The sequence below is a fragment of the Bacillus sp. SRL337 genome, assembly GCF_984799155.1.
In genome coordinates this window covers 3281488-3299517 of the sequence record NZ_OZ481793.1, presented here as the reverse complement: position 1 = coordinate 3299517, position 18030 = coordinate 3281488, and the positions used below count along the sequence as shown (strand labels likewise).

Annotated in this window: 14 protein-coding genes; 12 read left to right on the top strand and 2 right to left on the bottom strand. The window is 43.7% G+C overall.

Going from position 1 to position 18030, the window contains the following annotated elements:
- The first annotated feature begins 72 nt into the window (after window positions 1-72).
- Window positions 73-624: a ComE operon protein 2 gene (locus tag AC4E8A_RS16810; RefSeq protein ID WP_490194599.1), complete on the top strand. Its 552-nt coding sequence runs from the start codon at window positions 73-75 to the stop codon at window positions 622-624.
- 6 nt (window positions 625-630) lie between these two features.
- On the top strand, window positions 631-2925 hold the full coding sequence (locus tag AC4E8A_RS16805; RefSeq protein ID WP_490194597.1) for a DNA internalization-related competence protein ComEC/Rec2: 2295 nt from the start codon (window positions 631-633) through the stop codon (window positions 2923-2925).
- Between the two features lie 62 nt (window positions 2926-2987).
- Here the strand turns inward: AC4E8A_RS16805 and AC4E8A_RS16800 are convergent, their stop codons facing one another.
- Window positions 2988-3122, bottom strand: a complete 135-nt coding sequence (locus tag AC4E8A_RS16800) for a YqzM family protein (protein WP_119545486.1) — start codon at window positions 3120-3122, stop codon at window positions 2988-2990.
- 292 nt (window positions 3123-3414) lie between these two features.
- Here AC4E8A_RS16800 and holA point away from each other — a divergent pair, with 292 nt between their 5' ends.
- A complete protein-coding gene (gene holA / locus AC4E8A_RS16795) occupies window positions 3415-4452 on the top strand; it encodes a DNA polymerase III subunit delta (protein ID WP_490194595.1) in 1038 nt (345 codons plus the stop codon).
- 330 nt (window positions 4453-4782) lie between these two features.
- Here the strand turns inward: holA and rpsT are convergent, their stop codons facing one another.
- Window positions 4783-5034 carry a 30S ribosomal protein S20 gene (rpsT, locus tag AC4E8A_RS16790; RefSeq protein ID WP_490194593.1) on the bottom strand — a complete coding sequence of 84 codons (252 nt, stop codon included), beginning with the start codon at window positions 5032-5034 and terminating at the stop codon, window positions 4783-4785.
- A gap of 182 nt (window positions 5035-5216) precedes the next feature.
- Here rpsT and gpr point away from each other — a divergent pair, with 182 nt between their 5' ends.
- The 9 genes from gpr to dnaJ all read left to right on the top strand — a co-directional run bounded on the left by gpr (window position 5217) and on the right by dnaJ (window position 18012).
- Complete coding sequence (gene gpr, locus AC4E8A_RS16785; protein WP_490198916.1) at window positions 5217-6365, top strand: GPR endopeptidase; 1149 nt, start codon at window positions 5217-5219, stop codon at window positions 6363-6365.
- A gap of 270 nt (window positions 6366-6635) precedes the next feature.
- On the top strand, window positions 6636-7841 hold the full coding sequence (gene spoIIP, locus AC4E8A_RS16780; RefSeq protein ID WP_490194591.1) for a stage II sporulation protein P: 1206 nt from the start codon (window positions 6636-6638) through the stop codon (window positions 7839-7841).
- A gap of 35 nt (window positions 7842-7876) precedes the next feature.
- The gene (locus tag AC4E8A_RS16775) at window positions 7877-8212 is read left to right on the top strand and encodes a DUF3679 domain-containing protein (RefSeq protein ID WP_490194589.1); all 336 of its coding nucleotides are present in this window, start codon (window positions 7877-7879) and stop codon (window positions 8210-8212) included.
- 521 nt (window positions 8213-8733) lie between these two features.
- Window positions 8734-10569 (top strand): translation elongation factor 4, encoded by a 1836-nt coding sequence (gene lepA / locus AC4E8A_RS16770; RefSeq protein ID WP_490194587.1) that lies wholly within the window; start codon window positions 8734-8736, stop codon window positions 10567-10569.
- 100 nt (window positions 10570-10669) lie between these two features.
- Window positions 10670-11812: a radical SAM family heme chaperone HemW gene (gene hemW / locus AC4E8A_RS16765; RefSeq protein WP_490194585.1), complete on the top strand. Its 1143-nt coding sequence runs from the start codon at window positions 10670-10672 to the stop codon at window positions 11810-11812.
- Between the two features lie 747 nt (window positions 11813-12559).
- On the top strand, window positions 12560-13588 hold the full coding sequence (gene hrcA, locus AC4E8A_RS16760) for a heat-inducible transcriptional repressor HrcA (RefSeq protein WP_490198914.1): 1029 nt from the start codon (window positions 12560-12562) through the stop codon (window positions 13586-13588).
- A gap of 133 nt (window positions 13589-13721) precedes the next feature.
- Entirely contained in the window at window positions 13722-14315 is a 594-nt protein-coding gene (gene grpE, locus AC4E8A_RS16755; protein WP_490194584.1) for a nucleotide exchange factor GrpE, read from the top strand.
- Between the two features lie 32 nt (window positions 14316-14347).
- A complete protein-coding gene (gene dnaK, locus AC4E8A_RS16750) occupies window positions 14348-16174 on the top strand; it encodes a molecular chaperone DnaK (RefSeq protein WP_490194582.1) in 1827 nt (608 codons plus the stop codon).
- Window positions 16175-16884: 710 nt separating this feature from the next.
- A complete protein-coding gene (dnaJ, locus tag AC4E8A_RS16745) occupies window positions 16885-18012 on the top strand; it encodes a molecular chaperone DnaJ (RefSeq protein ID WP_490194580.1) in 1128 nt (375 codons plus the stop codon).
- Window positions 18013-18030: the final 18 nt, after the last annotated feature.

Genomic DNA, 18030 nt, shown 5'->3' with positions numbered 1-18030 from the left:
CCCTTTTGCCCAATCCCCCATTTTCAGATAAACTTGATTCAAGAATACGAATGAAAAAAAGGAGTTTTTCTTATGACACGAATATCATGGAACCATTATTTTATGGCACAATCACACTTGCTTGCGTTGAGGAGCACTTGTACGCGCCTGACAGTGGGAGCGACCATTGTCCGCGATAAACGGATCATTGCCGGGGGCTATAACGGCTCCATAACGGGCGGAGTCCACTGTGCGGATGAAGGCTGCTATATAATCGATAATCATTGTGTAAGAACCATCCATGCTGAAATGAATGCAATCATACAGTGTGCAAAATTCGGGGTGCCGACAGACGGAGCGGAAATCTATGTCACCCATTTCCCGTGCCTTCAATGTTGTAAGGCGATTATACAAGCAGGCATTAGAAAGGTGTACTATGCTGAGAACTACAAAAATCACCCCTATGCGATTGAGTTATTCAAGCAGGCGGGTGTGCAACTGGAACAGGTACCTTTCGAAAGTGAAACGAAAGAAAAGGAAAAGAATTTAAGCCGGAATATGCTTGAGAAACTTGGGGAACTTGGATTAGCAAAAGAAGAGCTGGATGAATTGCGAACGCAGCACGATGATCTTTTTAAGGAGTAACCACAAGTGAAAAAAGGACAATTTATCTATTATGCCCTCTCATACGTCACGGGAACTTCTCTTGCACTTCACTTTAAATGGGGTGCATTTTTTCTTCTTGTTTTCATTATTACTTTAGCCCTCCGAAAACTCCCTGTCACCATTCTCTTCATTTCAATCCTCCTTCTTCCTGCCGCCTTTTTTCTTTCGCATTACCAACTACTCAAGAATGAAACCATACTCTCGCCATTCCAGACTGATTTCACCGTTGATTTTAAGGAAAGGCCGGAAATTGACGGTGACCGGTTAATGGGGAGAGCTGAGACAGCCAAGGGAGAATGGGTTGTCCTTCGATATAAGATACAAGATGAACATGAACAAAAGAAGTTGCAAGAGCGGCATTTCACTGGCTTCTCCTGCAAGGTGTCCGGCCGGCTTACAGAGCCTGGACAGGCGAGGAATATGAATAGTTTCGATTATCGGGAATTCCTTAGGGGTGAAAACACTCATTGGATATTAGAGGTGAATGGTCTTTCAGAAACCCGATGCTCCAGGAAAACAGGGTCATTTAGGACATGGATATCAAAGTGGAGGGAAAAGGGGGTAGAGTCCATTCAGAAACAGTTTCCTGAACAATCTGCAGGTATTGCGGCTGCATTGGTATTTGGCCACCGGGATTTAATAAAAGAAGATACACTTACAGCTTACCAAAGGCTGGGTGTGATCCATCTCTTGGCAATATCAGGCCTGCACGTGGGAATGCTTTTTGCCTTGTTATATTACCTCCTGATAAGGTCTGGAGTCGCAAGAGAACATGCTCAGGTAATGCTCCTGATTATTTTGCCTCTATATGTTCTGGTAACTGGAGCTGCCCCGCCGGTTATAAGGGCTGCCGGGATTATGGGGGCAGTCATTCTGTCAGGTTTTTTTCGGCTGAAACTCTCGGCAGCAGATGCCGTCTCGCTTATCCTTCTGTTTTATAGTATGGCTGATCCTCTTGCGTTGAAAACTGCGGGTCTTCAATTGTCTTTCCTCGTCAGTTTTTCGCTCATTCTCTCTTCCCGGATGCTTGCGGGTATTCAGCAAAAGTGGAAGCTTGTTTTTATGGTAACCGGAGTATGCCAGATATGTTCGATTCCAGTCCTTCTTTGGCATTTTTATGAATTCTCTCTTGCCGGCTTTGTGGTCAACTCGGTCTATGTCCCCTTTTTTACGGTCATTCTGCTTCCCATCTCTTTATTAGCGTTTCTTGCTATGTTGATATTCCCTCCTGGCACCGTGTTCTTATTTCCATTGTTGAATTTGGCGGTCACTGCAGCCGATGGTATTTCGGTCCGGCTGAACAGCCTCCCTTTCATTACCTTTACAGCTGGAAGGCCATCTCTGCTGCTGGCTTTTTTGTACATACTTTCGGTTGTTTTCTTTTTTATGAGAGGAGAACAACGGAAGTGGCGCACGGGATTGGTTCCTCTGGTACTGCTTTTGTGCCTCCACAAATTCTCCCCGTTTTTTAATCCATACGGCGAACTCATTGTGGCAGATGTCGGACAGGGTGATTGCATCATTATCAATCTTCCCTTTAATGAAGGGGTATATATGATTGATACAGGTGGTGTGATGAGTTTTCCTAAAGAGGAATGGCAGAAAAGAAGCAGCGAATACTCCCTAAGTGATGATGTGGTGGTCCCGCTATTAAAAAGCAAAGGAATTGATAAAATTGATAAGCTGATCTTAACACATAGTGATTTTGACCATGCTGGCGCGGCAAAGGGATTGATGGAAAAAGTTAGAATTCGAGAGGTTTTGATTACCCCGGGCTCACAGCAAAATGAAGTCATTCGTTCCCTTGCAGCGACAGCGAAAATGGTAAACCTAAAAGTAAGGGAGACGAAAGCAGGCGAAAAGTGGACAACAAACCATGGTGATTTCATGTTCCTCTATCCATTTGATGATCGATATGAGGGGAATAATGATTCACTTGTTTTATTTGGCAAATTTGGCGGAAAGAGCTGGTTGTTTACCGGGGATTTAGAAGTGGAAGGGGAGAACGAACTGATAAAGAAGTGGAAAGTAAGAGCAGACGTACTGAAAGTCGGGCATCATGGGAGTTTAACCTCAACCAGCAGCTCTTTCTTAACGGAGCTTCGGCCGGAAACCGCCTTGATTTCAGCAGGCAAAGACAACAGGTATGGACATCCGGATCCCCAGGTCCTTTACAGATTGGATAAAAAAGGCATAGAAGTATACAACACGGCAGAAATGGGAGCCATCCATTATAAATTTTTGGGGAAGAAAGGAACGTTTAGAACCATTATTCCATAAGATGTATTACGAATAGCAGAACGAAAAAAAGAGTCCGCAGCTTGCGAACTCTATCTGACGCATTAAGCCCCTATGTACTTAATGACTACAGCCATGATGAACATTATGGCAAAGAAACCGAAAGATACGATGAAACCAACGCCAGAATCTACTGCATCATTTCGTTTCGATTGGACATTTTTTTCGAATTCGTTCATTAGTACCCCTCCTATTTCTATCTTAGTATAGATGATTCCCATAAAAAAATCTATACTTGGACTTTACATTTTCCTTTACTGACAAGAGTTGTCACATATATGTTCACATTCTTGGGTGACACTATATTTACAAGGGAGATACCGCCGGTCAAAAAGGGTCCTAGGTCTTTTTCTTCGGCGTTAAATATAGATTTAGGGGGTGTCCTCCAACCTGGGGCGTCCCCTTTCCACTTGTCAAAACCGCCAAGCTTTTTTACGATAGTGTTATCTGAACAAAATGGAGAGTGCAATCTTGGTTATTGATATTTGGAAAAAAATCGAAAACAAACAATTTGCCAGCATATATTTATTATATGGAAAAGAATCGTTTTTAATAAATGAAACACAGCAGAAAATCATTGGACATGCTATATCGGAGGAAGAAGTCGACTTCAACTTTTCCACTTATGATCTGGAAGAGACTCCTGTCGAGACAGCCATCGAGGATGCTGAAACCTTTCCTTTTATGGGAGAGAGGCGCGTTGTTGTATTACATAATCCCGTTTTCCTGACCGCTGAAAAAACAAAAGAGAAGGTTGAACACAATATTAAGAAGTTTGAGCAATATTTGTCTTCGCCTTCTCCGTACACCATCCTGGTGATTTCTGCGCCATACGAAAAGCTTGATGAACGGAAAAAAATCACTAAAGCTTTAAAGAAGCAGGCAGAAGTCCTTGAAGCGAAAAAATTGAATGAAAAAGAATTAAGGACCTGGGTGAGGGAAAGGGCTGCAGCTAATATGGTCCAGATTGATGAAGGTGCGATTGATTTGCTGCTGGCCCTCGCAGGCACAAATCTGATGATGCTCACAAAGGAAATCGACAAACTGTCATTATATGTAAGCGATACGAGCAGAATCGATGAATCGGTGGTGGAGTCCCTTACAGCACGGTCGCTTGAACAAAATATTTTTGCTCTAGTAGAGAAAGTAGTTCAGCGGAAAACTGAAGATGCGTTAAGAATTTATTATGACTTATTGAAACAGAACGAAGAACCCATCAAAATACTGGCTGTTTTGTCTGGTCAATTCCGTTTGATTTATCAAGTGAAGGAACTGGCGAGAAGGGGTTACGGGCAGCAAAAAATCGCCGGTTTCTTACGGGTCCATCCATTCAGGGTAAAATTGGCCGCAGGACAGGCAAAGCATTTTACGGATGAACAACTCGCAGCCATCATCGAACTTCTTTCCCAAGGAGATTACGAAATGAAAACAGGCAGACAGAAGAAGGAGATGATTATTGAGTTATTCCTGTTCAAACTGCATGAACAATCTTTAAGCAACGCGAGATAGAGAAAAACATTAAAGGATTTAATTTCTGGGGTTGTTTGCAGGCCTGAAGAATCCAAAGACACTCTCTTTAAATGACGGGTTCTATTTTAAAGGGCGAACTTGTCATAATCAGGTGAAATGGCGGACTGTTTTGCAGCGACATGTCATTTGAATTCACAAAAACGCTCAGTGTTTAATGCCTCTGACCGTTTTTTTAGGGTGGCGTTTGTGTCTGGATAGAGATAAGGTGATTCCCTCACCAGCTGCCCAAGCCTCTGGGTCGTGTACCCGGAGCAGAAATTCAAGAAAATAAAAAACGATCTCCCGGTTGGAGAGATCGTTTTTTTAAAATTAGTTAACTTTTTTCATTAAGCGTGATTTTGAACGGTCAGCAGCATTTTTGTGGATAAGACCTTTTTGTGCTGCTTTATCTAAATGCTTAACTGCTTCAGAAACTAATGCATTAGCGTTATCATCGTTGTTTTGTGCAGCTGCTTCAGCTTTCTTAACAGCAGTACGCATAGCTGATTTTACAGTTACGTTCTGTGCATTTTTTGCTTCGTTCGTTTTTACGCGTTTGATAGCAGATTTAATATTTGGCATTCCTGTCACCTCCTACAAAGCGATCGAGAATTATATTTAACTCGACTTTTACAATTCCTAAAATTAATCAGAACAACTGATATTTTATCAAATCAAGGCTTATATTGCAATACTCTGCTGTTGAAAAAGATATAGAGTGCATGAAAGTTCCCCGTGTGGCAAAGATAAGGTTATTGAAAATAATGAAGGGGGCTGTCAAATTGGAAGAAAAACAAACAGTCGATCTGAGCAAGTATACCATCCGGACGGACCTTGCCATAGAAGCAAAGGAAATCGTGCTTGCGGAGAAAAGCAAAGATGCCGGCCAAGCCGAACAAGTTTCAGGATTGAAGGGAGTCATTGTCAATGAACGTGAAATAGACGGAATCAATATTTCACATGTGACTATAACTGAAGAAGGCGAAGAACTTCTGGGGAAAAAAGCCGGAAATTATTTAACGTTGGAAGCACATAGTATCAGGAAAAGCCAGGCAGACCTTCAGCAAAAAGTAGAAGAAGTTTTCGCTAAGGAATTCAGCTCATTTTTGAAGGAAAAGGGAATCAGCCCTGATGCAAGCTGCCTGATCGTTGGGCTGGGGAACTGGAATGTCACTCCTGACGCACTGGGGCCTTTGGTATGTGAGAACCTGATTGTGACCCGTCATCTGTTCCAACTACAACCGGAATCGGTTGAAGAAGGGTACCGTCCGGTTTCAGCCCTCGCACCGGGAGTCATGGGTGTTACAGGCATTGAAACAAGTGACATTATTTTCGGTGTCGTAGAAAAATCCAAACCCGATTTTGTCATTGCCATTGATGCACTGGCTTCGCGCTCGATTGAAAGAGTCAATTCCACGATTCAGATTTCAGATACCGGAATCCATCCTGGGTCTGGCGTCGGAAACAAGAGGAAAGGACTGGACGAAGACACACTTGGTGTTCCTGTCATCGCCATTGGGGTCCCTACAGTTGTCGATGCGGTGACAATCGCGAGCGACACAGTCGATTTCCTTCTTAAGCATTTTGGTAAAGAGTTGAGAGAGGGAGATAAACCATCCCGTTCCCTTGCACCTGCCGGAATGACATTTGGTGAAAGAAGGAAGCTGACAGAAGAAGACCTGCCTGACGAGCATCACCGTAAGACGTTCCTGGGCATTGTCGGCACACTTCAGGAGGATGAAAAGCGAAAATTGATCCATGAAGTGCTTGCGCCAATCGGCCACAACTTAATGGTCACACCTAAAGAAGTCGATGTCTTCATAGAGGAGACAGCCAACCTCATCTCAAATGGCTTAAATGCCGCCCTGCATTCAGCTGTCGATCAAGGGAATACAGGATTTAAAACACATTGAGCACGAAAAAGCACATGCCCGCCGGCGTGTGCTTTTTTTGGGTTTGTTGCGGCAATTGAAAGTGCAGTCGGGACTGGGAAAATAATGACCGCAAAAGAAGCAGTATCAGACGATAATATCCAATGAGGAAAAATAAAGTCCACTATGCTTCGAATTCATGCAATTTGATTAATCCAATCAACTGGTGACAGTGTTTCGTTCTATTTTCCTGTTCTACTTTTTCCAACTCTATCATATTTTGTACTAGAGTTGAGAAGGAAGGGTGGAAAAATGAAGTCGTATAAGTCATCCAATTATGTTGTCGCAGTGAATCTATCAACAATTGTTAAAGGAATCCTTGCGTTTGTCTTTGGCCTTCTTTCAATTTTTTCTGTGTCTGGCATACTTACATCGCTTAAGCCTGAGTACCGGATTTCCTCAAGTTCGGTCAATCATGCAACTGAACATGTTTCAGGAGCGATGCTATATAACCTTTTTACAATGGAGAACCGCGCGTTCGAGGCAGCGAATCCAGAGGGTGAAGATCTGCCGTCTGTGTCCAATCTTCTCTTCGGTATGGCGACGAATATCAGTTTTAAGGATCCGCGAAGTTTTTTAGGAAGGGAGCTGCCCGGGTTTTCCATTTTTGACGGGGAAATCCTGGTCGCAGGGGAAGGGACTGATTTTACCAACATGCCTTACGAGTCAGTGCCGCCGGATGCAGCGTTGAACCCTGATAATGACGCTCAGCTTCAAAATACGGAAAAAATTGAAAATCCGCCATCAGGAGAAACTCCTGATGCCAATGGGCTCACAACCGGGGATAAGGAGACAGTCTTTTTGTACTTTACTCACACACGGGAATCTTATCTTCCGTACTTAAAAGGTGTAACGGACCCAGATCTTGCTCATCATTCGCAAATAAATGTTACAAAAGTTGGAGATAAATTAAAAGAAGAGCTGGAAAACCGGGGAATCGGCACAATGATTGATAAAACCGATGTTGTCGCCAACCTGAATAAAAAGGGGCTTGACTACTGGAACGCCTATCAGGAATCCCGTCCAGTGGCTCAGGCGGCAATGGCCCAACACAAAGATTTAATCTACCTGATTGACATTCACAGGGACTCACAGAGAAAAGGAGTCACTACAGCTTCCATCAATGGCAATCCTTATGCAAAACTTGCATTTGTTGTAGGAGCAGAACATCCAAATTACGAGAAGAACCTGAAAATCGCCACCGACCTCCATAATCAGCTGGAGAAAAAGTATAAAGGCATATCCCGTGGTGTATTCGTGAAAAAAGGAAGCGGTACAAATGGAAAGTTCAATCAGGATCTGACATCGAATTCCCTTTTAGTGGAATTTGGCGGAGTGGACAATACATTTGAAGAATTAAATCGGTCATCGGCAGCGCTGGCGGATGTGTTTGCTGAATATTATTGGCAGGCAGATAAGGTTGATCATGTTATCTCAGCTCCTGCAACCAGCCAATGACAAGGACCTAATCATTTAAGCAAAGGATGAGCAAGATGAAACGATTCATGTTGAAAACCATACTGTTGGTCTCGATTTTATTTGTCGGCGTCCTGATCGGGATGCAAAAAGCAAACGATGGGATCAAAGATATGAAAGGCTACGATGAGGAAGGGATCGGAACTCCCCTGACGATATCTGAAGATGAAGAGGGGAATATTGAAGCTTCCCTCCTTGGGCAGGAAATGGGGAGTACTGCATTATCCGAAAAGAAAAAAAAGCTTGAGGAAATGAAGAGCTTTAACTTCTTTTCAGAAATCGGGAAGTCGGTCGCCGGCATCATGAAAGGCCTGGCAGAAAAAACAGTAGAATTTGTTTCATCCCTGCTTTAAGGGGAGAACGCTCTCGGGCGTTCTTTTTATTTGGCTGTTTGCACAATGATTGTTGTTTTTAAAGAGTGGTTGATTTCCGCTCCCGGCACAGGATTCCGCGGAGAAGCGGTGTGTAAGTACGTACCCACTGCAACGTAACCCCGCAGGCTAAGTCAGCTGCAACGGCCAGTGGCTAGCGAAGTGCGGTCTCTCTCCTTGCGATAACACTGAACCGCCATCCCTGCTTTTTATTTGTATAGATAGATCCTGAGAAACCCCTCGTGGACTAGATCATACTCTGCTGGATTCTGAAGGAGTCGTCTATTTCCATGGATGAGGCTAGGCACCCGCACTATTATCCTTTTTATTAGTTACTGATAAAACCCAGGGAAAACCCACCAGGAATGCCTATACTATAACCAATACGGGAGCGGGAATAATAGTAAGCCTTCCTTCGTACCAGGGTTATGATTGAATATTGCTATTCGTACTGATATAATTCAAAATAGTGTACATGCGTCGATTAACAGGAGTTGAAAGTAATGAACCGTGAAGAAAAATTAAAACGACAAGAGAAAATACGTAACTTTTCTATCATTGCTCACATAGATCATGGGAAATCTACTTTGGCAGATAGAATTCTTGAGAAAACGAAAGCGTTGACTGCCAGAGAAATGAAAGAGCAGCTGCTTGATTCGATGGACCTTGAAAGAGAACGCGGAATCACCATCAAGCTGAATTCTGTTCAATTGAAGTATGAGGCAAGAGATGGAGAAACATATATATTCCATCTGATTGATACTCCAGGCCACGTCGATTTCACTTATGAGGTGTCCAGAAGCCTGGCTGCATGCGAAGGGGCTGTACTGGTGGTGGATGCTGCCCAGGGTATTGAAGCGCAAACCCTCGCAAATGTTTATTTAGCTTTGGATAATGATCTGGAAATACTCCCGGTCATCAACAAAATCGATTTGCCTGCAGCAGACCCTGAGCGGGTTCGCCAGGAAGTGGAAGATGTCATCGGGCTTGATGCTTCCGAGGCTGTACTGGCTTCTGCAAAAGCAGGAATCGGAATTGAAGATATCCTTGAACAGATTGTTGAGAAAGTCCCTGCACCACAAGGAGATCCTGAAGCTCCTTTGAAAGCCCTGATCTTCGACTCACTTTATGATGCCTACCGTGGTGTTGTAGCTTATATCAGAGTCGTTGAGGGGACCGTTAAAGTCGGAGATAAAATCAAAATGATGGCTACTGGGAAAGAGTTCGAAGTCAACGATGTCGGAGTCTTCACACCTAAAGCCACTTCTTGTGATGAGTTAACCGTCGGAGATGTCGGTTATCTGACAGCCGCCATAAAAAATGTCGGAGACACCCGTGTTGGTGATACCATCACAGGTGCGAAAAATCCGGCTGAAAGCCCTCTTCCCGGCTACAGAAAAATGAACCCGATGGTATACTGCGGTCTGTATCCAATTGACTCGGCTAAGTACAATGATCTTCGTGAGGCACTTGAGAGACTTGAACTGAATGACTCTGCCCTTCAATACGAGCCTGAAACATCACAAGCTCTTGGTTTCGGTTTCAGATGCGGGTTCCTTGGATTGCTTCATATGGAGATCATCCAGGAGCGCATCGAGCGCGAATTCAAAATTGATTTGATTACGACAGCACCAAGTGTTATCTACAATGTTCAATTGACAGACGGTGAGGAAGTCAAAATCGATAATCCTTCCATGATGCCTGATCCACAAAAAGTGGACAGGGTGGAAGAGCCTTACGTAAAAGCAACAATGATGGTACCGAATGATTACGTCGGGGCTGTTATGGAATTATGCCAAGGGAAACGCGGCAACTTCATCGATATGCAATACATGGATGAAACCCGTGTGAATATTGTTTATGAAATTCCGCTTGCTGAGATTGTGTATGATTTCTTCGATCAATTGAAATCAAGTACAAAGGGATATGCTTCATTCGATTACGAGCTGATTGGATATAAAGAATCCAAGCTCGTGAAAATGGATATTCTCTTGAATGCTGAACAGGTAGATGCGTTAAGCTTTATCGTTCACAGGGATTTTGCGTATGACAGAGGAAAGGTCATCGTAGATAAACTGAAGGAATTGATTCCAAGGCAGCAATTTGAAGTGCCTATCCAAGCGGCTATCGGTCAGAAAATCGTTGCCCGTTCAACGATTAAAGCCATCAGGAAGAACGTACTTGCCAAATGTTACGGGGGAGACATTTCCCGTAAGCGAAAGCTTCTTGAAAAACAGAAAGAAGGTAAAAAGCGCATGAAGCAGGTCGGTTCTGTGGAAGTGCCGCAGGAAGCGTTCATGGCAGTTCTGAAAATGGATGACAGCAACAAATCCAATTAAAGTAAGCGAAAAAAATAGTATGCCATTATAAAGGAGGGGGAGTTGCTTTTACAGCAGGCTCCCCTTTCTCTATCGAAATTCATTGAAGGTTGTGAAGGAAATGATACATTCAGCTTATATCCACATCCCATTTTGCCATCATATCTGCCATTATTGTGATTTTAATAAAGTATTCATGAAGGGGCAGCCTGTTGATGATTACGTGGGTCAGTTGAACAAGGAAATGCAGATGCAGCTTCAAAAATACCCGTCGGATAACCTAAGGACAATTTTTGTGGGGGGAGGCACGCCTACAGCACTTGATGCGTCCCAGCTTGAAGTGCTTTGTAAACATATAAATGATTCTCTTCCATTTACAAGAGATCAAGTAGAATTCACTTTTGAAGCTAATCCTGGAGATTTAACCAGTGACAAGCTCGAAGTACTATATCAACATGGAGTGAATCGTTTAAGTTTCGGGGTTCAGTCATTTAATGATGAACTGCTGCAAAGGATCGGCCGGAATCACAGAAGTAAAGATGTATACACTTCAATAGAGGCGGCAAAGAAAGCCGGCTTCGAAAATATCAGCATCGACCTGATTTATGCTCTTCCCGGGCAGACAGTAGCTGATTTCAAGCATACGTTAAAAACAGCTCTTGATTTTGACCTCCCTCATTATTCCAGTTATTCTCTGATCATTGAACCCAAAACAGTGTTCTACAATCTGATGAGGAAAGGGAAATTGTCACTGCCGCCGCAGGAAGCGGAGGCAGAGATGTACAGTGTCCTGATGGAGGAGATGGAAGCAGCCGGAATTCATCAATATGAAATCAGCAATTTCGCTAAAAAAGGTTATGAGAGCAAGCATAATCTTGTGTATTGGGACAATGAAGAATACTATGGTTTCGGTGCTGGAGCGCACGGGTATGCGGAAGGCAGCCGCTATGCGAATTTCGGACCGCTGAAGAAATATATGCAGCCACTGGAAGAGGGGCAGCTGCCTATCATTGAAAACCATGAACAGACCAGAGCGGAAAAGATGGAAGAGGAAATGTTCCTGGGCCTTCGTAAAACAGAAGGAGTATCCATTGCCCGCTTCACCGAGAAATTTGGTGAAAGTCCTTTCACAGCCTTTAAAGAAGCCATTGAAGAAATGACTCAAAAGGAACTTCTGGCAGTCAAGGATTCATACATCCGGCTGACGCAAAAAGGGAAGTTCTTAGGCAACGAAGTATTCCAAGCTTTTTTAGGGGTTATTTAAGTGTCTTTTTTATTGTCAGAGTAACCAACCTTATAGATAAGGATGTTCACTATTGAATTCGTGTAATTCCCTATAAGATAATTTACAAGTGCATATATCAGGTTCATATTTTTGTATAACTACAGCATTGTATGATTAGTCTGTTGATGAAGAATTGCTGCTATTTCATTTTGCTCTGGTAAATGTTTTGCTGAGATGATTGGAATGGAAGGCGCCGATTCCTGAGGACTGGCTGCAGGGCAGGTGAGACCTCGCTGGTTCAGTGGAGGAGGGCGCCCCAACCACAGCGCCCAGCAGATTTAGGTCTCTATCCTTGTTAATCAAGCTCCCAGGACAAACTAAACTGCCAGCGTGCTTCCCGGCTCCTCCTTGCGATAAGTCAACATCAAACTTATGTTGTTGGTTGTGATGAGTCCGTACGCAGGTGAGCAGGGCTGAAATGCCTTATAATGAACAGTCATCATCGAATTGCAGCCGCTCTTCGTGGTTTCTTTATCTCATTCGAGAGCCTTCCAATCTACACGCGGCTGAACATCCGCTTCCGCTTTTAAGTTCACCGCCATATTACAGAAAGTCGTGCGTGAAGTGGTAATCAAGACCCCTGCCCGGAATAAGGACTTGGTAAATTTTACACAAGATTTTGCCCTGCAAACAATTTGTTCTAATTGACATCTCGAATATGATTTGATAATTTATTATTAGATTTAGCACTCATTAATTGAGAGTGCTAACAGAGGTGATGAAATGTTGTTAACAGATCGACAGCTTCTTATACTTCAAGTCATCATTGATGATTTCATCCGGTCTGCACAACCGGTAGGTTCGAGGAGCCTATCGAAAAAAGAAGAAATATCTTTCAGTTCCGCTACCATAAGGAATGAAATGGCAGACTTGGAGGAGTTCGGTTTCATTGAGAAGCCCCATACCTCATCAGGGCGTATTCCTTCGGAAAAAGGGTACAGATATTATGTTGATCATCTGCTTTCCCCTGCTCAGCTGGAGAAAAAGGATGTCAAATCGATACAGTCCATTTTTGCCGAACGGATCTATGAAATGGAAAAAGTAGTGGAAAGGTCCGCTAAAATTCTTTCCGATCTTACCAATTATACAGCGATTGTCCTTGGTCCTGAGGTGAAAGAAAATAAGCTTAAGAAAATACAGATCATCCCTATCAGCCAGGAAACAGCTGTAGCCATAATCGTTACAGACACAGGGCATGTGCAGAATCGCATGTTTACCATTCCTCAGGCAGTCGAATCAAGTGAGTTGGAAAAACTCGTCAATATCCTAAATGAACGACTGACAGGAGTGCCGATGACCGAATTGAATGACAAGATATTCAAAGAGGTTGCTCAACTGCTGAAGCAGCACATAGAGAACTATGACTTGATGCTGCATTCCCTGGTAAGCACCATGGACTTGCCGGTGAACGAAAAGCTCTTCTTCGGCGGGAAGACAAATATGCTTAATCAACCTGAATTCAATGACGTCCATAAGGTCCGCCTGCTGCTGAACATGATTGAGCAGGAAGATGGGATATATGATATGATAAAACATCTTCCCAATGGACTGAATGTGAAAATCGGCAAGGAAAATAATGTGACGGCGATGGAAAATTGCAGCCTGATTACCGCTTCGTATTCAGTTGCGGACGAAAAGGTCGGCTCCATTGCCATCCTGGGACCGACCAGGATGGAATATTCCAGGGTGATCAGTTTATTGAACTTTTTGAGTGGTGATATGTCCAAAGCGCTGACAAAGCTGTATCAAAGCTGAGGCGTGTGGCTATATTGAATAGAGGAAATCGGGGTCATCCATGCAAACAGTTACAGAGTGCCTCTTATTAAGCATAATGAAGATAGACTGTTGATGGAGGGACTGGCCCCCTACTTTTAAGGAGGTGAATGGAATGGCAGAAGAAACGAACAACAAAGTTGATCAACAGGAATCACCTGATCAGCAGGAAGAGCAGACCTCAGCAGGTAATGAAGAGGAAATTTTCGCCGAAAGCCTGGAAAATCAAGATGGTATAGAAAGCGGGCAGTCTACAGAGGAGTCACAAATCCTTGACCTGCAATCGAAGTTGGATGAATCCGAAAGCCGTTACTTGCGTTTGCGTGCTGATTTTGATAATTTCCGCCGCCGGGCAAATTTAGATCGCGAGGCGAGTGAAAAATATAAAGCTCAAAGTCTTGTGACAGAATTGCTGCCTGCTATTGATAACTTTGAGCGTGCGCTTAATATCAATCCTGAAAACGACCAGACAAAATCCTTGCTCCAAGGAATGGAAATGGTTTATCGTAGCTTAGTGGATGCGTTGAAAAAAGAAGGCGTGGACCCGATTGAAACAGTCGGACATGAATTCGACCCGCATTTGCATCAAGCTGTTATGCAGGGAGAAGATGAAAACTTCGGGTCCAACATTGTGACTGAAGAGTTTCAAAAAGGGTATAAATTGAAGGATCGTGTTATCCGCCCTTCAATGGTAAAAGTAAATCAATAACACTACATACAAAATACAAGGAGGTTTTTCTCATGAGCAAAATTATCGGTATTGACTTAGGGACTACAAACTCATGTGTGGCAGTCCTTGAAGGCGGAGAGCCTAAGGTTATCCCAAATCCGGAGGGCAATCGTACAACCCCTTCTGTTGTTGCATTCAAGAATGGTGAACTTCAAGTGGGGGAAGTGGCTAAGCGCCAGGCAATCACGAACCCGAACACAGTGATCTCCATTAAACGCCACATGGGTACAGATTACAAAGAGAAAATTGAAGATAAAGAATATACACCACAGGAAATCTCTGCAATGATCCTTCAACATCTGAAATCTTATGCAGAGGACTATCTTGGGGAAAAAGTTGAAAAAGCGGTCATCACTGTACCGGCTTATTTCAATGATGCAGAACGCCAGGCTACGAAAGATGCTGGTAAAATCGCAGGTCTTGAAGTAGAGCGTATCATCAACGAACCTACTGCAGCTGCACTTTCTTATGGTCTTGATAAGATGGAAGAAGATCAGACAATCCTTGTTTATGACCTTGGCGGAGGTACTTTTGACGTATCCATCCTTGAACTTGGCGATGGAGTTTTCGAAGTACGTTCTACTGCCGGTGACAACAGACTCGGTGGAGATGACTTTGACCAAGTGATTATCGACTATCTTGTAGAGCAATTCAAGAAAGAAAACGGCATTGACTTATCAAAAGATAAAATGGCGCTTCAACGTCTTAAAGATGCTGCAGAAAAAGCGAAAAAGGATCTTTCCGGTGTAACTTCTACACAAATTTCACTGCCATTCATCACAGCAGGTGAAAATGGACCGCTGCACCTGGAAGTAAACATGACTCGTGCTAAGTTCGACGAGATTTCTGCAGACCTTGTAGAGCGCACGATGGGGCCTACTCGCCAGGCGCTTAAAGATGCAGGTCTTTCTGCAAGCGAAATCGATAAAGTAATCCTAGTGGGTGGATCTACTCGTATCCCTGCTGTACAGGATGCCATCAAGAAAGAAGTAGGCAAAGATCCACACAAAGGCGTTAACCCTGATGAAGTTGTAGCAATGGGTGCTGCAATCCAAGGCGGAGTATTGACTGGAGATGTTAAAGACGTTGTCCTTCTTGACGTAACTCCTTTATCATTGGGTATTGAAACGATGGGCGGCGTATCTACGAAGTTAATCGAACGTAATACGACAATTCCTACTTCAAAATCGCAAGTATTCTCAACAGCAGCAGATAATCAAACTGCCGTTGATATACATGTCCTTCAAGGTGAAAGACCAATGGCTGCTGACAACAAGACTCTTGGACGCTTCCAATTGTCTGATATTCCGCCAGCTCCGCGCGGTGTTCCACAAATTGAAGTTAAATTTGATATCGATAAGAACGGTATCGTGAATGTGTCCGCTAAAGACCTGGGAACAGGAAAAGAGCAAAACATCACAATCAAATCTTCAACAGGCCTTTCTGATGATGAAATCGACCGTATGGTCAAAGAAGCAGAAGAAAATGCCGAAGCTGATAAACAGCGTAAAGAAGAAGTTGAACTTCGCAATGAAGCAGACCAGCTGATCTTTACAACTGAAAAAACAATCAAAGATCTTGGTGACAAAGTAGAAGAAGCTGAAGTCAAGAAAGCTGAAGAAGCTAAAGAAGAACTGAAATCGGCTATCGAAAAGAATGATTTAGAAGAGATCCGTACGAAGAAAGATGCTCTTCAAGAAATCGTGCAAGGTCTTTCCATGAAGCTGTATGAACAAGCTGCACAAGCACAGCAGCAAGCTGAGGGAGCAGAAGGCCAAGCAGGCGGAGATGACGATGTAGTCGACGCAGAATATGAAGAAGTAAAAGACGACAAGTAATCTCAACTTTATAAAAACGGCCAATGGAAAGTCAAAGTCAGGTCTATCTTGACTTTGGCTTTTTCTTTGGTAAAGCAAACTATCTTTGGTCCATTTTTTGTAAGGGTCAAATTGCGAGTCTCTTTATTAAAAATTTTTAAAGCTTGTAAATCCGTGAGAGGCTGCAGGATATAAAAAATAATGTATCCTGAAGAAGTTGCCTTTTATACTGTGGTGTCTTGTGATATTATTTGGCTCGCTACGGTATATATGGGTTGATTGAACCGGAAGGTCACCGACCTCCTGCGGGAGCAGCGGGACAGATGAGACCAAGGCTACGCACCAACTGGAACGTAACCCCACAGGCTAAGCCGAGGAGGCCAATCCAGCTCCAGCGGCCAGCGCCTAGCAGATTTCGGTCTCTCTCCTTGAGATAAGTCATCATCGACTCGCTAGCTCGTCGTGATTCCTTTATCTCATGCGAGAGCCCTCCAATCTGTACGGCGCTGAACGGCCGCTTCCGCTTTTTAGTTCAACGCCCGCCCCGCGGAGTCGGGCGCCTGCAGCGGAAATCAACAAAACATTCTCCGGAAGCAAAACAAACATAATAAAGTAGAGTGTGTGTTAAAAAAGCGGAGGTAATCTCCTCTATTTCTGAATAAACGTTGTGAGAGAACCCTGTTTAATGTTAAAATAACCTTTATGCATAAGGAATCGGGAGTGTTGTATTGATGAGTAAACGGGACTATTATGAAGTTCTTGGCGTTGAGAAAGGCGCCTCAAAAGATGAGATCAAAAAAGCATACCGCAAACTCTCAAAGAAATATCATCCTGATATTAATAAAGAAGCGGATGCCAATGAAAAATTCAAAGAAATCAGTGAAGCTTATGAAGTATTGAGCGACGAACAAAAGCGTGCCCAATATGATCGCTTCGGCCACACAGATCCAAACCAGGGATTTGGCGGCGGAGGGGACTTCGGTGGCGGATTTGGCGGATTCGAAGATATCTTCAACACCTTCTTCGGAGGCGGCGGAGGTGGCAGAAGACGCGATCCAAATGCCCCAAGAGCCGGGGCAGACCTGCAGTATACAATGAGTGTCACTTTTGAAGAGGCAGTCTTTGGAAAAGAAACGGATATTGAAATACCGAAAGAGGAAGATTGTGATACATGCGATGGTACCGGGGCAAAGCCGGGAACCAAACCGGAAACATGTAAACACTGTCAGGGAACAGGCCAGCTTAATGTTGAGCAAAATACACCATTCGGCCGGATTGTCAATCGCAGAGTCTGTCATCATTGCCATGGAACAGGGAAGTTCATTAAAGAAAAATGTACTACCTGCGGAGGAAATGGTAAGGTGCAGAAGCGCCGCAAAATTCATGTGAAAATCCCGACAGGAATCGATGAAGGCCAGCAGCTTAGAGTTTCGGGACAGGGAGAGCCTGGTGTTAATGGAGGACCTCCAGGAGATCTATATGTTGTCTTCCATGTAAGACAACATGAATTCTTTGAACGTGATGGTGACGATATCTATTGTGAAATGCCAATTACGTTTGTTCAGTCAGCCCTTGGTGATGAAATCGAAGTTCCGACATTACACGGCAAAGTGAAACTGAAAGTACCTGCGGGAACACAAACAGGTACAAAATTCAGGCTGCGGGGCAAAGGTGTTCCGAACGTTAGAGGTTATGGTACCGGTGACCAACATATCCGAGTGAAGGTGGTTACACCAACGAAGCTTACCGACAAGCAAAAAGAACTGCTTCGTGAATTTGCCGATATTACTGGACAGGTGCCTGATGAACAGCACGAGAGTTTCTTTGATAAAGTAAAACGCGCCTTTAAAGGTGAATAAACAGGAACGGAGTTGGTA

What these genes read in the sequence shown, in the direction of transcription:
- AC4E8A_RS16810 (WP_490194599.1), top strand. Translation starts at nt 73, where the DNA reads ATGACACGAATATCATGGAACCATTATTTTATGGCACAATCACACTTG.
- AC4E8A_RS16800 (WP_119545486.1), bottom strand. Translation starts at nt 3,122, where the DNA reads ATGAACGAATTCGAAAAAAATGTCCAATCGAAACGAAATGATGCAGTA.
- rpsT (WP_490194593.1), bottom strand. Translation starts at nt 5,034, where the DNA reads ATGCCAAATATTAAATCTGCTATCAAACGCGTAAAAACGAACGAAGCA.
- gpr (WP_490198916.1), top strand. Translation starts at nt 5,217, where the DNA reads ATGAAGGGGGCTGTCAAATTGGAAGAAAAACAAACAGTCGATCTGAGC.
- spoIIP (WP_490194591.1), top strand. Translation starts at nt 6,636, where the DNA reads ATGAAGTCGTATAAGTCATCCAATTATGTTGTCGCAGTGAATCTATCA.
- AC4E8A_RS16775 (WP_490194589.1), top strand. Translation starts at nt 7,877, where the DNA reads ATGAAACGATTCATGTTGAAAACCATACTGTTGGTCTCGATTTTATTT.
- lepA (WP_490194587.1), top strand. Translation starts at nt 8,734, where the DNA reads ATGAACCGTGAAGAAAAATTAAAACGACAAGAGAAAATACGTAACTTT.
- hemW (WP_490194585.1), top strand. Translation starts at nt 10,670, where the DNA reads ATGATACATTCAGCTTATATCCACATCCCATTTTGCCATCATATCTGC.
- grpE (WP_490194584.1), top strand. Translation starts at nt 13,722, where the DNA reads ATGGCAGAAGAAACGAACAACAAAGTTGATCAACAGGAATCACCTGAT.
- dnaK (WP_490194582.1), top strand. Translation starts at nt 14,348, where the DNA reads ATGAGCAAAATTATCGGTATTGACTTAGGGACTACAAACTCATGTGTG.
- dnaJ (WP_490194580.1), top strand. Translation starts at nt 16,885, where the DNA reads ATGAGTAAACGGGACTATTATGAAGTTCTTGGCGTTGAGAAAGGCGCC.